Annotated in this window: 10 protein-coding genes; 8 read left to right on the plus strand and 2 right to left on the minus strand. The window is 66.4% G+C overall.

What is annotated here, in order from left to right; all coding sequences use genetic code 11:
• The first annotated feature begins 60 nt into the window (after positions 1-60).
• The 4 genes from AC3ANW_RS09555 to AC3ANW_RS09570 all read left to right on the plus strand — a co-directional run bounded on the left by AC3ANW_RS09555 (position 61) and on the right by AC3ANW_RS09570 (position 4,188).
• A complete protein-coding gene (locus tag AC3ANW_RS09555; RefSeq protein WP_488344935.1) occupies positions 61-810 on the plus strand; it encodes an electron transfer flavoprotein subunit beta/FixA family protein in 750 nt (249 codons plus the stop codon).
• A complete protein-coding gene (locus AC3ANW_RS09560; RefSeq protein WP_488344936.1) occupies positions 810-1,742 on the plus strand; it encodes an electron transfer flavoprotein subunit alpha/FixB family protein in 933 nt (310 codons plus the stop codon). Before AC3ANW_RS09555 ends, AC3ANW_RS09560 begins: the two co-directional genes overlap by 1 nt.
• Before the next feature lie 96 nt (positions 1,743-1,838).
• Positions 1,839-2,939 (plus strand): acyltransferase family protein, encoded by a 1,101-nt coding sequence (locus tag AC3ANW_RS09565; protein ID WP_488344937.1) that lies wholly within the window; start codon positions 1,839-1,841, stop codon positions 2,937-2,939.
• A 67-nt stretch (positions 2,940-3,006) separates the two neighbouring features.
• On the plus strand, positions 3,007-4,188 hold the full coding sequence (locus AC3ANW_RS09570; protein WP_488344938.1) for a multidrug effflux MFS transporter: 1,182 nt from the start codon (positions 3,007-3,009) through the stop codon (positions 4,186-4,188).
• A 19-nt stretch (positions 4,189-4,207) separates the two neighbouring features.
• Here AC3ANW_RS09570 and AC3ANW_RS09575 read toward each other — a convergent pair whose 3' ends face one another.
• Positions 4,208-4,501 (minus strand): hypothetical protein, encoded by a 294-nt coding sequence (locus AC3ANW_RS09575; protein WP_488344939.1) that lies wholly within the window; start codon positions 4,499-4,501, stop codon positions 4,208-4,210.
• A 224-nt stretch (positions 4,502-4,725) separates the two neighbouring features.
• Between AC3ANW_RS09575 and AC3ANW_RS09580 the strand changes: the two genes are divergently transcribed.
• Positions 4,726-5,697, plus strand: coding sequence for a Bug family tripartite tricarboxylate transporter substrate binding protein (locus tag AC3ANW_RS09580; RefSeq protein ID WP_488344940.1), 972 nt, complete (start codon positions 4,726-4,728; stop codon positions 5,695-5,697).
• Positions 5,698-5,712: 15 nt separating this feature from the next.
• On the opposite strand, the gene AC3ANW_RS09585 is transcribed toward AC3ANW_RS09580, so the two are convergent.
• Positions 5,713-7,578: an ABC transporter ATP-binding protein gene (locus AC3ANW_RS09585; RefSeq protein ID WP_488345393.1), complete on the minus strand. Its 1,866-nt coding sequence runs from the start codon at positions 7,576-7,578 to the stop codon at positions 5,713-5,715.
• A 283-nt stretch (positions 7,579-7,861) separates the two neighbouring features.
• Here AC3ANW_RS09585 and imuA point away from each other — a divergent pair, with 283 nt between their 5' ends.
• Genes imuA through AC3ANW_RS09600 form a run of 3 tightly spaced genes read left to right on the plus strand, consistent with a single transcriptional unit; the run spans position 7,862 to position 13,410 of the window.
• Complete coding sequence (gene imuA / locus AC3ANW_RS09590) at positions 7,862-8,671, plus strand: translesion DNA synthesis-associated protein ImuA (RefSeq protein WP_488344941.1); 810 nt, start codon at positions 7,862-7,864, stop codon at positions 8,669-8,671.
• Positions 8,640-10,037 (plus strand): DNA polymerase Y subunit UmuC family protein, encoded by a 1,398-nt coding sequence (locus AC3ANW_RS09595; RefSeq protein WP_488344942.1) that lies wholly within the window; start codon positions 8,640-8,642, stop codon positions 10,035-10,037. The genes imuA and AC3ANW_RS09595 overlap by 32 nt, the downstream gene beginning before the upstream one ends.
• Positions 10,030-13,410, plus strand: a complete 3,381-nt coding sequence (locus AC3ANW_RS09600; RefSeq protein WP_488344943.1) for an error-prone DNA polymerase — start codon at positions 10,030-10,032, stop codon at positions 13,408-13,410. Before AC3ANW_RS09595 ends, AC3ANW_RS09600 begins: the two co-directional genes overlap by 8 nt.
• Positions 13,411-13,414 lie beyond the last annotated feature (4 nt).

The raw sequence follows: 13,414 nt of genomic DNA on the forward strand, positions 1-13,414 counted from the left end.
CGACATAAAATTGTCCGGATATCTTTGCTATTGAATCAATCTCATCTGGAGGCGCTTGCAATGAAGGTACTGGTCCCCGTCAAACGGGTCGTCGACTACAACGTCAAGGTCCGCGTCAAGTCGGACGGCACGGGTGTGGACATCGCCAACGTGAAGATGAGCATGAACCCCTTCGACGAAATCGCCGTCGAAGAAGCGGTTCGCCTGAAGGAAAAAGGCATCGTCACCGAAGTCATCGCCGTGTCCTGCGGCGTCGCTCAGTGCCAGGAAACCCTGCGCACGGCCCTGGCCATCGGCGCCGACCGCGCCATCCTGGTCCAGACCGACGTCGAACTGCAGCCCCTGGCCGTCGCCAAGATCCTCAAGGCCCTGGTCGACAAGGAACAACCCGGCCTGGTCATCCTCGGCAAGCAGGCCATCGACGACGACAGCAACCAGACCGGCCAGATGCTGGCCGCGCTGGCCGACCTGCCGCAGGCGACGTTTGCCAGCAAGGTCGACCTGGCTGCCGACGGCGTCACCGTCTCGCGTGAAGTCGACGGCGGCATGGAGACCCTGGCACTCACCCTGCCCGCCATCGTCACCACCGACCTGCGCCTGAACGAGCCCCGTTACGTCACCTTGCCCAACATCATGAAGGCCAAGAAGAAGACGCTCGACACGGTCACGCCGGCCGACCTGGGCGTCGATGCGGCGCCCCGCCTGAAGACTCTGAAAGTCAGCGAGCCGCCCAAGCGCGGCGCCGGCATCAAGGTGCCCGATGTCGCCACGCTGGTGGCCAAACTCAAGACCGAAGCGAAGGTGATCTGATGGCTGTCCTCGTCATTGCCGAACACGACAACGCCGGCATCAAGCCCGCGACCCTCAACACCGTGACCGCAGCTGTCGCCATCGGCGGCGACGTGCACCTGCTGGTCGCAGGCCAGAACGCCCAGGGCGCAGCCGATGCGGCGGCCAAGGTCGCCGGTGTCTCCAGGGTGATCCTGGCCGACGGTCCCAGCCTGGCCGAAGGCCTGGCAGAAAACGTCGCCGCGCAGGTGCTGGCGCTGGCGCCGGCCTACAGCCACATCCTGTTCCCGGCGACGGCTGCCGGCAAGAACGCCGCGCCGCGCGTGGCCGCGAAGCTGGACGTGGCGCAGATCAGCGACATCACCAGGGTCGACGCACCCGACACCTTCGAGCGGCCGATCTACGCCGGCAACGCGATCGCCACCGTGCAGAGCGCGGATGCGACCAAGGTCATCACCGTGCGCACCACCGGCTTCGACGCCGCGGCGGCAGAAGGCGGCAGCGCATCGGTCGAAAAGATCGAAGCGGTGGCCGACAGCGGCAAGAGCAGGTTCGTCAGCCGCGAGGTGACCAAGAGCGACCGGCCCGAACTGACCGCGGCCAGGATCATCGTCAGCGGTGGCCGGGCCCTGGGCAGCAGCGACAAGTTCAACGAGGTGCTGACGCCGCTGGCCGACAAGCTGGGTGCGGCGCTGGGCGCATCGCGTGCGGCAGTCGATGCGGGCTACGCGCCCAACGACTGGCAAGTGGGCCAGACCGGCAAGATCGTGGCGCCCAGCCTGTACATCGCCGCCGGCATCTCGGGTGCGATCCAGCATCTGGCCGGCATGAAGGATTCCAAGGTGATCGTGGCGATCAACAAGGACCCCGAGGCTCCGATCTTCGGTGTGGCCGATTACGGGATCGAGGGGGACCTGTTCACCCTGGTCCCCGAACTGGTGGCTGCCCTGTAAAAAAACAGGCCATGTCATCTAAAATGCCGGCGCCGGTGACGCCGGCATTTTTTTGCGCGTCATAAAAACAATCGAGACTGCTGCGCTCCGCGCCCCATGAAGACTTCCGCCTCGCGGCTGCCCCTGATCGATAGCCTCAAGGGCCTGGCCTGCTGCCTCATCGTCTGGCACCACCTTGCTTTCTACGGCCCCATGTCCGAGGTCGCGCGTCCGCTCGCACCCTGGCTGATGGACGTGCTGGCCGACTACGCACGCATGGCGGTCCAGCTGTTCCTGGTGATCGGCGGTTTCCTGAACGCCCGGTCGCTCGCGCCGCGCGGCACCTCGTCCATCGACGCACCCTGGTCCCGCATCGGCAGGCGTTACCTGCGCCTGGCCACGCCTTATGTGGTGGCGCTCTTCACCGGCCTGATCGCGGCCATGCTGGCCCGGCCCTGGCTGCCCGGTCCGCTGGTTCCCGATGCACCGCATGAATCACAGCTGCTGGCGCACGGGCTGTTCCTGCAGGACCTGCTGGGTTCCGAGGCGCTGTCGGCCGGCGTCTGGTACGTGGCCATCGACTTCCAGTTGTTCGCGGCCACGGTGCTGCTGCTCTTCGCTGCGCAACGCTGGTCGCGCCGGCCGGCGCTGACGGCCTTCTGGCTGGTACTGGGCATCGCCAGCGGCTCGCTGGTGTGGTTCAACCGGCATCCTGAACTGGACCCGACGGCGCTGTACTTCTTCGGTGCGTACGGCCTGGGCATCCTGGCCTGCTGGGGCGCGACCTCGCAGCGGCCGTGGCAGTGGATGGCCGGCATCGCCGTGCTGGGCGGGGTGGCGCTGGCCATCGACTTCCGTGCCCGCATCGCCATCGCGCTGGTCGCCGCGCTGATGCTGGTGTGGACCCAGGCGCGCCAGGAGTCGCAGGGCGTGGACTGGCAACCGCCGCGGCCCATCGCGGCGCTGGGCCGCATCGGGCGCATCTCTTATTCGGTGTTCCTCATCCACTTTCCGATCCTGCTGTGCGTGGGCGCGCTGGTGCATCACCTGTGGCCGACCGCGCCGGTGGTCAACGCCCTGGGCATGCTGGCGGTGTTCGGCCTGGCCTTGCTGGCCGGCCTGCTGCTGCACCGGACGGTCGAATCGCGCGCCACCGGGCCGGGCCGCCTGTTGCTGGCGATGGTGTCCATCCTGTGTCTGGGTGCCGTCCTGAGGTGATACGGGCGATGGCCTGCGGGTAAGCCCTGGTTTGGGTATGCTCGCGGGCCTTCTTTTCGACCCCTCAATGAAAAACAATTTTTTGCGCGCCGCACTGGTGCTGGGCCTGCTGCAGGCCATCGGTCCTTTTGCGATCGACATGTACCTGCCGGCGTTGCCGTCCATCGGCCAATCGCTGAACGCGTCGGCGCTGGCTGTGCAGATGAGCCTGATGGCCTTCTTCATTTCGCTGGGCGTGGGCCAACTGATCTACGGTCCGGTTTCGGACATGTACGGCCGCAAGCTGCCACTGTATTTCGGCCTGATCCTGTTCGCCGTCGGCAGCGTGGGCTGCGCCCTGGCGCCGGATATCCAGACCCTGGTCGCCCTGCGTTTCATCCAGGGATTGGGCGCCTGCGCCGGCATGGTGGTGCCGCGCGCCATCGTGCGCGACCTTCATACAGGCAACGAAGCGGCGCGCCTGATGTCGCTGCTGATGCTGGTCTTCAGTGTGTCGCCCATCCTGGCGCCGCTCGCCGGCAGCTTGGTGATCGAGTTCTTCGGCTGGCGCGGCGTGTTCTGGACGGTGCTGGTCGCTTCCCTGCTGGGCCTGGTGCTGCTAGGCACCAGCCTGCCGGAAACCCGGCCGCCTGAAGAGCGTCTGGGCAGCAGCGTGCGCGGTGCCGTGGCCGCCTATGCGCAACTGCTGCAAGACCGCCATTTCCTGGGCCTGGTGTTCATCGGCGCATTCGGCATGTCGAGCTTCTTTGCCTATCTGGCGCATTCGTCCTTCGTGCTGATCGACCATTACGGGCTGACGCCGCGCCAGTACAGCCTGGCGTTCTCGCTGAATGCGGCGTCGTTCATCGGCGTGTCGCAGTTCACCGGAAAACTCAGCCGCCGTTTCGGCTTGAAGCGGCTGGTGTCCGGTGCCGTCGCCGGTTTCACTGTCACCATGGTCGTGCTGGCCGCATTGAGCGTGGCAGGCGTCGGCAACCTGCCGGTGATGGTGGCGTTGCTGTTCGTGGGCTACGGATTTCTGGGTCTCATCGTGCCGACCACCGCGGTGCTGGCGCTGGAAGACCACGGTGCCATCGCCGGCACCGCATCGGCCCTGATGGGCACCCTGCAGTTCGTCACCGGAGCGGTGGTGGTGACGATCTCGGGCCTTTTCCTGGACGGAACCGCCCGGCCGATGCTGGTGGCGATCGCCGCCTGTGCGGTGGCGGCCTACCTGATGACCCGGCTGACACTCGGACGCCGGGCCTGAGCAGGTTCCTTCCGGCTCTTCAGCCAGCGGCAATCGCGGGTGGGGTGGCGACCGGGCCACCCACGAAATAACGCGCGGCGATCAGCAGCGCACCAGCGCCGACCAGCGCGCCGACGAATGCGCCCATGGCTTCCTGGTCCCAGAGCTTCATGCCCTGGCCGGCGAAACTCACCGCCAGCGCGCCGACGATGCCGATGCCGCAGGCCAGCAGCAGGGCTTTCAGACCGGTGGCCAGGCGCATGGGATGGAAGGCGTTCATCAACATGCCCAGGATGAAACCTGCGAACAAAGTCCAGAAAAGACCGACGGTCATGAAATTCCCCTTGAAAACAGCCGTGCGCGGGCAGCACCCAGACGGATGTGTCGGGGTGGGGCGAGACTAGGCTTCTCCGATGCGGGTGCCACGCGGGTAAGTGCCCGGTCATCGCGGATGAATACCCTATGGCCGGGTATTCGGACAGGCAGGTACGAACATTGCGGCGAGTTAAATTCGTGACCGGTCACCTTTTTCGTCATTCTTCAATTTCTTCCAGCCGCATGAATCCCGCTCGTCTGCTTCGAGGCATCGCTCTCACTTTTTGTCTGGGTGCCGTATCCGCCTGCATGGCCCAGGCTTATCCCAACAAACCGATCCGGCTGATCGTTCCCTTCCCGGCCGGCGGCGCCACCGACCTGTTCGCCCGCACCCTCGCGCCGAAGATCGCCGAAAAGCTCGGCGGCTCGATCGTCATCGACAACAAACCCGGCGCGGGCGGAGTGATCGGCTCCGACCTGGCGGCCAAAGCCCCGTCGGACGGTTACACGCTGCTGCTGACGACCACCAGCACCCATTCCATCGGCCCGGCGCTGGGTGCGAAGATGCCTTTCGACCCGGTGCGCGACTTCACGCCCATCGCCCACGTGGGCGACGCGCCCTCGGTCATGCTGGTGCCCAGCAATTCGCCCGCCCACACGGTGCGTGAGTGGATCGACTACGCAAAAAAGAACCCTGGCAAGCTCAACTACGCATCCAGCGGCAACGGCACCATCGTGCAATTGACGGCCGAACTGTTCAAGGCGCAGGCAGGCGTGTTCGTCACCCACATCCCGTACAAGGGCACCGCGCTGGCCATGCCCGACCTGATCGCCGGCAACATCGACGTGTTGTTCGATTCGCTGCCCACCGGCATGCCCCACGTGCGCGACGGACGCCTGCGCGCGCTGGGTGTGACCACCCTCAAGCGCAGCCCGCTGGCGCCCAACCTGCAACCCATCGCCGAGGTGTTGCCGGGTTATGAATCCAACACCTGGTTCGGCATCTACGGTCCCAGGGCATTGCCGGCCGAACTGGTGACCCGCATCAACAGCGCCGCGAATCAGGTGCTGGCCGACCCGGAGGTGAAAACCAAGCTGGCCAGTCTGGGCGTCGAGCCTGCGGGCGGAACGCCGCAGCAGTTCGCCACGATGGTCGCGGTGGATGCTGCCAAGTGGAAGAAGATCGTCCTGGAGCGAAAGATCTCGAACGATTGAAAAGGGGCCGGCCTGTCAGTCCTCGACGGACTCCCCCAGGAACCCGCCGCTCTGATGCGCCCACAGGCGCGCATAGATCCCGCCCGCGGCCATCAGCGTGCGGTGATCGCCCACCTCGGCAACGCGCCCGCCGTCCAGCACCACCAGCCGGTCCATCGCGGCAATCGTCGACAGCCTGTGCGCGATGGCGATGACGGTCTTGCCTTCCATCAGCCGGTAAAGGCTTTGCTGGATCGCCGCTTCCACTTCCGAGTCGAGTGCGCTGGTGGCTTCGTCCAGCAGCAGGATGGGCGCGTCCTTCAGCATCACGCGGGCGATGGCGATGCGTTGCCGCTGGCCTCCCGACAGCTTGACGCCGCGTTCGCCCACATGGGCGTCGTAACCGGTGCGTCCCTTGGCGTCCGACAACTGGCCGATGAAACCGGCGGCTTCGGCCCGTTCCGCCGCATGGCGGATGGCGGCATCGTCGGCATCCGGCCGGCCGTAGGCGATGTTGTCGCGCACCGAGCGGTGCAGCAGCGAGGTGTCCTGCGTGACCATGCCGATGTTGGCGCGCAGGCTGTCCTGGGTGATGCCGGCGATGTCCTGGCCGTCGATGAGGATGCGGCCGTTGTCGAGTTCATAGAACCGCAGCAGCAGGTTGACCAGCGTCGATTTGCCTGCACCCGAACGGCCGACCAGGCCGATTTTTTCACCCGGCTTCACGACCAGGTCCAGGCCGTCGACGATGGGGCGGGGCGGCGGTGCGTCTGCCGGTGCGTTGGCCGCCACCGGGTAAGAGAAACGCATGTTCTCGAAACGCACCTCGCCGCGCGGCACGGCAAGGGCCGGGGCGGCTGGCGCGTCCAGCACGGCCTGTGGGGTGGACAGCGTCTTGATACCGTCCTGCACGGTGCCGACGTTTTCGAACATGCTGCTCAGCTGCCACATGATCCAGTGGGCCATGCCGTTCAGCCGCAAGGCCATGGCGGTGGCCGCGGCGATGGCGCCCACACCGACCAGGCTGTGGGTCCAGAGCCAGAGCGAACAGCCGGCCACGCCGATGATGAGCGACATCGACAGGGCATGGTTGACGGTCTCGAAGCTGCTGACCAGCCGCATCTGCGCAAAACCGGTGCCCTGGAATTCCCGCATGGCTTCGCGGGCGAAGCCGGCCTCGCGCTGCGAATGCGAGAACAGCTTGACGGTGGCGATGTTGGTGTAGGCGTCGCTCACACGGCCGGTCATGAGCGAGCGGGCATCGGCCTGTTCGCGGCCGACCCTGGCGACGCGCGGCACGAAATACACACAGGCCGAGGCATAGGCCACCAGCCAGACGGCGAAGGGCAGCACCAGACGAATGTCGAAGGCGGCTGCGAACACCATGATGGTGACGATGTAGATCAGCATGCCGACCACCACTTCGCATACGGTGAAGATGAGGTCGCGTACCGCCAGGGCGGTCTGCATCATGCGGGAGGTGATGCGGCCCGAGAACTCGTCCTGGTAGAAGGTCATGCTCTGGCCGAGCAGCAGTCGGTGGAAGTTCCAGCGCAGGCGCATCGGGAAGTTGATGGCCAGGGCCTGGTGCTGCACCGTGGTCTGCAGCCATACCACCCCCACGCTGGCCGCGATGACCACCGCCAGCAGGGTCAGCAACGGGCCGCGCTGTGCCCACAGGTCTGCGGGCTGGGTCTGGCCCAGCCAGTCGACCACCCGGCCCAGAGCGGCGAACAGCACCGCATCGAACACGCCGATGGCGGCGGTGAGCAGCATCAGCAGCAATACCCAGCCGCGCGAGCCTTCGGTGCAGCGCCAGATGAAGGCTGCGAAGGAACGCGGCGGCAGGGACGGCGCGCCAGGCGGGAAAGCCTGCACCCGCGACTCGAAAAAGCCGAACAGTCCCGAGGGTCTTGGAGAGTCGGGCGGAGTGGAATTTAGGGATTCTGGCGTTCGGGACAAACGGAAACTTTCTGGAGTGAACCATCACTATGCCAACGATGTGTGCAGGGATGGCGGGCCGGGAACGGTACGAAAGGACCGTGGCCTCTGGATGACAGGCAATTTTCGCGCACCTCGCCGGTGCCTGCGTAAAAAAGCATGGACGCCCCTATCGCAGATGGCGTTACTGTATAAAAATACAGGTGTCCGTGGTTTTTCCTCTCATTCTTTTTGTCTCGCTCTCATGTCCCTCGCTGCCTTCGATGCCCATGCCGCCGCCCAGCCTGATGGCTTCAGGCAGGTCTGGCGCGCCGAATCGCTTGCGCGGGCCGAGGGTGCGGTTGAATCCAGCGGGTTCGCCGCCCTCGATGCCGAACTGCCTGGTGGCGGTTGGCCCGTGGGGGCCATGACCGAGGTGCTGCATTCCGGCCCCGAGACCTTTGCCTGGCCGCTGTTGTTGCCGGCCCTGGGCCGTGCGGTGGCGGCGCAAGAGCGGCCGGTGGCGATGATCGGTGCGCCTTACCAGCCCTTCAGCCCGGCACTGGCCGCGCAGGGGGTGCCGCCGGAGGCCTTGTTGTGGGTGCGGTGCGATGCGCCCCAGGCGCGCCTGTGGGCCTGCGAACAGGCGCTGCGCTGCGCCGATGTAGCGGCGGTGCTGGCCTGGCTGCCGCAGGCGCGGGTGGGTGAACTGCGAAGGCTGCAGCTGGCGGCCGCGCAGTTTGATCGGTTGCTGTGGGTGTTCCGACCCGCCGCGCAGGCCGGCCATGCATCGCCCGCCCGTCTGCGCCTGCTGGTCGAAGGGGGCGATACGCCCGACCAGTTGTCCATCCACCTGCTCAAACGGCGCGGTCCGCCGCTGGCCGCACCCGTGTCGGTGGCGGCGCATCCGCCGCGGCTGGCGGCGGTGCTGGCTGCCGCGCGGCAACGGCGGGACACACGCCAGCCCGGTGTTGTCACGGCGCCTGTCGCTTCGGCCGGAGTCACCGTCCTTCGCCTGGTGCTGCCACCCAAGGAGACCGCCAATGCGCTGGATCGCCCTGCAGTGGCAGCTTGAACACGCTCCGGTGGTGCCGGGTGAGCCCCTGCCGCCGGATGCGACCCTGCCCACCCGCGAGGCGCTGGGCTGGTGGGCGCTGCAGTTCACGCCGCGTGTGGCCTGGCTCGACGAGGCATTGCTGCTGGAGGTGTCGGCCTGCGAACGTCTATGGGGTGGCCCGCGCGGGCTGGTGGCGGCCATGCTGTCGAGCAACCCGGCACCCGAAGCCCGCCTGTTGCGGGCCGACGGCAGCAGCAGCGTCACGGCGCTGGCTCGGCTGCGGCTCTTTGCCGCGGATCGGCGTCCGCCAGCCGATGTCCCTGCCGACCTGCCGCTGTGCACACTCAGCGCGGCCCGGCCACATCTGGACATGCTGGAACGCCTGGGCTGCCTGCGTTGGGGAGACGTCGAAAAACTGCCGCGTGCCGGTGTGGCGCGGCGTTTCGGCATCCCGCTGCGCGAGGCGCTCGACGTCGCCTGGCTGCGTCGGCCCGAGGTGTTTCCCTGGCTGCAATTGCCTGAGCATTTCGAACTGAAGCTCGAATTGCCGGCACTGGCCGAAAGAGCGCCCGAACTGATGTGGTCGGCCGGCCGGCTGCTGAAGTCGTTGCAGATCTGGCTGCGTGCCCGCCATCGCGGTGTGCTGGCCCTCGAACTGCAATGGACACTCGACCTGAAACGTATCGACGGCGTGGACCTGCCGCCGTTCCAGGAGCTCCTTCTGCGCACCGCCGAGCCGCTGCAGGACACGGCACACATCCAGCGCCTGATGGGCGAGAAGCTGGCCCTTCAGAAGATGCTCGCGCCGGCCAGCTGGCTGCGCCTGCGCTCGCTTGAAACCGCGCCCTGGGGGGGCGCAAGCTTCAGTTTCCTGCCCGAGGACAACCGCAAGGGCGATGCGCTGCATGAACTGGTCGAACGCCTCAGCGCGCGGCTGGGCGAGGGCAGCGTGCTGGCCGCCGTGCCCCAGGCCGACCACCGGCCCGACGGCATGCAGCAGTGGTTGCCGGCACGTTCGAACCTGCGCCGCTTTCTCGGTAAGACCGCACCTGGCAAGCCGTCGCCGGTCCGCCGCGACGTGCAGGCCGACGGCATCTACCCCGGCTGGCTGCTGCCCGACCCGTTGCGCCTGGAAACCCGCCAGGGCAAGCCGCTGTGGCGCGGCCTGCTGCGCACCGTGGCGGGCCCGCAGCGGCTGGAGACCGGCTGGTGGACATCGCCCGACGGCAAGGCTCCGCAACGTGCGGTGCGTGACTATTTCATTGCCGAGAGTCCTGGTGCGGGTCTGGTGTGGATTTTCCAGGAACTGCATCGGCAGCGCGACATGCCGGTCGAACTGGAAACCGAAGGCGGCGACTGGTTCCTGCACGGCCTGTATGCCTGAAAAGGAAGTCAGCCTGCAGGGGCGGCCCGATCCGCCTTCGGTGCTGCGGTTTCCTGTGCCCGCACGCCCGCCCGCCGTCGAGGCAGCCCTGGCGCCGCCTTTTTCCGTTCTCTATACCGAGCTTCACTGCATCAGCAACTTCAGTTTCCAGCGCGGCGCCTCGCACCCGGACGAACTGGTGATGCGCGCGCTCAAGCTGGGTTACCAGGGCATCGCCATCACCGACGAATGTTCGGTGGCAGGTGTGGTGCGGGCCTGGGACAGCCTGCGGCAGTTCAACCGCGACCTGCCCGAACCGGTCGAATTGCAACTGCTGTACGGGGCCGAGTTCCTGCTGGAAGACGGTGCCCGCCTGGTCGCCATCGCCCGCGACCTGGACGGCTGGGGGGGCCTGTGCCAGGCCATCTCCGCGGCGCGCATGGCGGCCGAAAAAGGCCGGTACGACATCCGCGCCATCGACTGGCGTTTGCTGGCGGGCTGCGAACGTATCTACCTGCCGGTACGCAAGGTCGACACGGTGTCGGTCGACCTGTCGGCCACCTGCGAGCGTTTCGGTGCAGACGGGCTTTGGCTGGGCGTCGAACTGCTTTGCGACTTCGACGACGACCTGTGGTTATCGATGCTGCAGCAGGCGGGCGAAGCGGCCGGCGTGCCGCTGCTGGCCTGCGGTGACGTGCACATGCACGCGGCCGGCCGCAAGCCCTTGCAGGACGTGATCTCGGCGGTGCGCGAAGGCCGGACGGTGGGCGACTGCGGTTTTGCACTGCAACGCAATGCCCAGCGTTACCTGCGGCCGCTGGACCGGCTGGAAACGCTGTACCCGTCCGAACTTCTGCAGGCCACCCAGGTGCTGGCGGCGCGCTGCAGTTTCCGGATGGAACAGATTTCCTACCGCTACCCCAAGGAAAGCGTGCCGCCCGGGCTGTCCCCCGGACAGGCGCTCAACCGCCTGGTGCTTGCCGGTGTCCGGCGGCGTTATCCGGATGGCTCTTCGCGCAAGCTGCGGGTCCAGATCCTGAAGGAACTGCGGCTCATCGCCTTCAAGAAATACGAGATGTACTTCCTGACGGTCGAGGACATCGTGAGGTTCGCCCGGGACGAACACATCCTCTGCCAGGGCCGCGGCTCGGCCGCCAATTCGGTGGTCTGCTACTGCCTCGGCATCACCGAGGTGCGGCCGGACGATTCGAACCTGCTGTTCGAACGTTTCATCAGCAAGGAACGAAACGAGCCGCCCGACATCGACGTCGACTTCGAGCACCAGCGGCGCGAGGAAGTCATCCAGTACATCTATGAAAAGTACGGCCGCGACCGCGCCGCCATCGCGGCCACCGTGGTGCGTTATCGGTCACGCATGGCCATCCGCGATGTGGGCGCGGCCCTGGGCGTGCCCGAGCCGCTGATCGACGCCTTCGCCAAGGACCACTACTGGTTCGACAAGGACATCCTGGAAAAACAACTGGTCGAGGTACAGGCCCGGACCGGGGTGTCGGCGCCTCAGCCCCTGGTCGACCATTGGCTCGAACTGACCCATCAGCTGCGAGGTTTTCCGCGCCACCTCAGCCAGCACGTGGGCGGTTTCGTGCTGACCGACGGCCCGCTGACCCGGCTGGTGCCGGTCGAGCAGGCCAGCATGGAAGGGCGCTCCATCATCCAGTGGGAAAAGGACGATCTCGAAGCCGTCGGCCTGATGAAGGTGGACGTGCTGGCCCTGGGCATGCTGTCGGCCCTGCGCCGCATGATCGATTTCCGCAACAGCTGGCGCGGTACCGACTGGACCATGGCCGAGATTCCCCGGGATCAGGCCGCGGTGTTCGACATGATCTGCACCGCCGATACCGTGGGTGTGTTCCAGGTCGAAAGCCGGGCGCAGATGTCGATGCTGCCGCGCCTGCTGCCACGCAAGTTCTACGACCTGGTGGTCGAGGTGGCCATCGTCCGGCCCGGGCCTATCCAGGGCGGCATGGTGCATCCGTACCTGAAAGCCCGCAAACGCGAGCGCGAGGACCTGGAAATCCTCTACGTGAAGGACGAATTGAAGAAGTCGCTGGAACGCACCCTGGGTGTTCCCATCTTCCAGGAACAGGTGATGCAGTTGGCAATGGACGCCGGCGGATTCAGCGCCGACGAAGCCGATCAGCTGCGCCGCTCGATGGCGGGTTGGGGGCGCAAGGGCGGGGTGCATCACTTCCAGGAAAAGCTGGTGCAGGGAATGATCCGCCGGGGTTATCCGGCCGAATTTGCCAACGCCATCTTCGAGCAGATCAAGGGCTTCGGCGAATACGGCTTCCCCGAAAGTCATGCGGCAAGTTTTGCGCTGCTGGTCTACCTCAGTTGCTGGATCAAATGCTTCGAGCCGGCGTGTTTCCTGGCGGGCATCCTGGATGCGCAACCCATGGGTTTCTATTCGGCTTCGCAACTGGTGCAGGACGCCCGGCGCCATGCGGTAGAGGTGCGGCCGATCGATGTCACGCTGAGCGGCATCGACTCGGTGCTGGAGCGCCACGACAGCCCGCAGGCGCCGCTGTACAGCGGTGTGGAATGGGCACTGCATCCCCGCCCCGCGTCCGACAAGGGCAAACCGTCGCGGCCGGCGCCGGGCGAGCCGGTTTGGCCCGGTACGCAGGTGCCGCAGCCAGGGCGGCTGTCCCAGCCGGCGGTGCGGCTGTCGCTGCGGCTGGTGGCGGGTTTATCGAAGGAGGGCATGGAACGCATCGTCGCGGCGCGTGGCAGATCACCGTTCACCAGCACCGAGGACCTGGCCTTGCGCGCCGAACTCGACACCCGCGACATGCAGGCGCTGGCGGCGGCCGATGCGCTGATGTCGCTTTCGGGCCACCGGCGCCAGCAGATGTGGGAGGCCAGTGCACAAAGACGTTCGCCCGCCTTGCTGCGGGGCGTACCGGTGCTGGAAGATCCGCTGATCCTGCCCGAAGCCTCGGAAGCCGAAGAAATCATCGGCGACTACGCCTCGACCGGTCTGACACTGCGCCGCCATCCGCTGGCCCTGCTGCGCGAGCGCCTTCGCAAACAACGGCTGATGACAGCCCAGCAGATGCGTGACAAACCCCACGGCACGCCGGTCCAGGCCTGCGGCATCGTCACCATGCGGCAGCGGCCGCCAACCGCCAAGGGCACCCTGTTCATCACGCTGGAAGACGAGACCGGTGTCATCAACGTCATCGTCTGGGCCGATGCGGTCGAGAAGTTCCGTGACGTGGTGCTGAAGTCGCGCCTGCTGGCGGTGAAGGGTGTCTGGCAACGCGACCACGAAAGCGGCGGGCAGGTGCGGCATCTGCTGGGGCGTGATTTCCGCGACATGACACACATGCTGGGACGGCTCGGAACCCAGAAGAGCCGCGACTTTCACTGAACCT

Source organism: Xylophilus sp. PBN-3R (assembly GCF_057747805.1).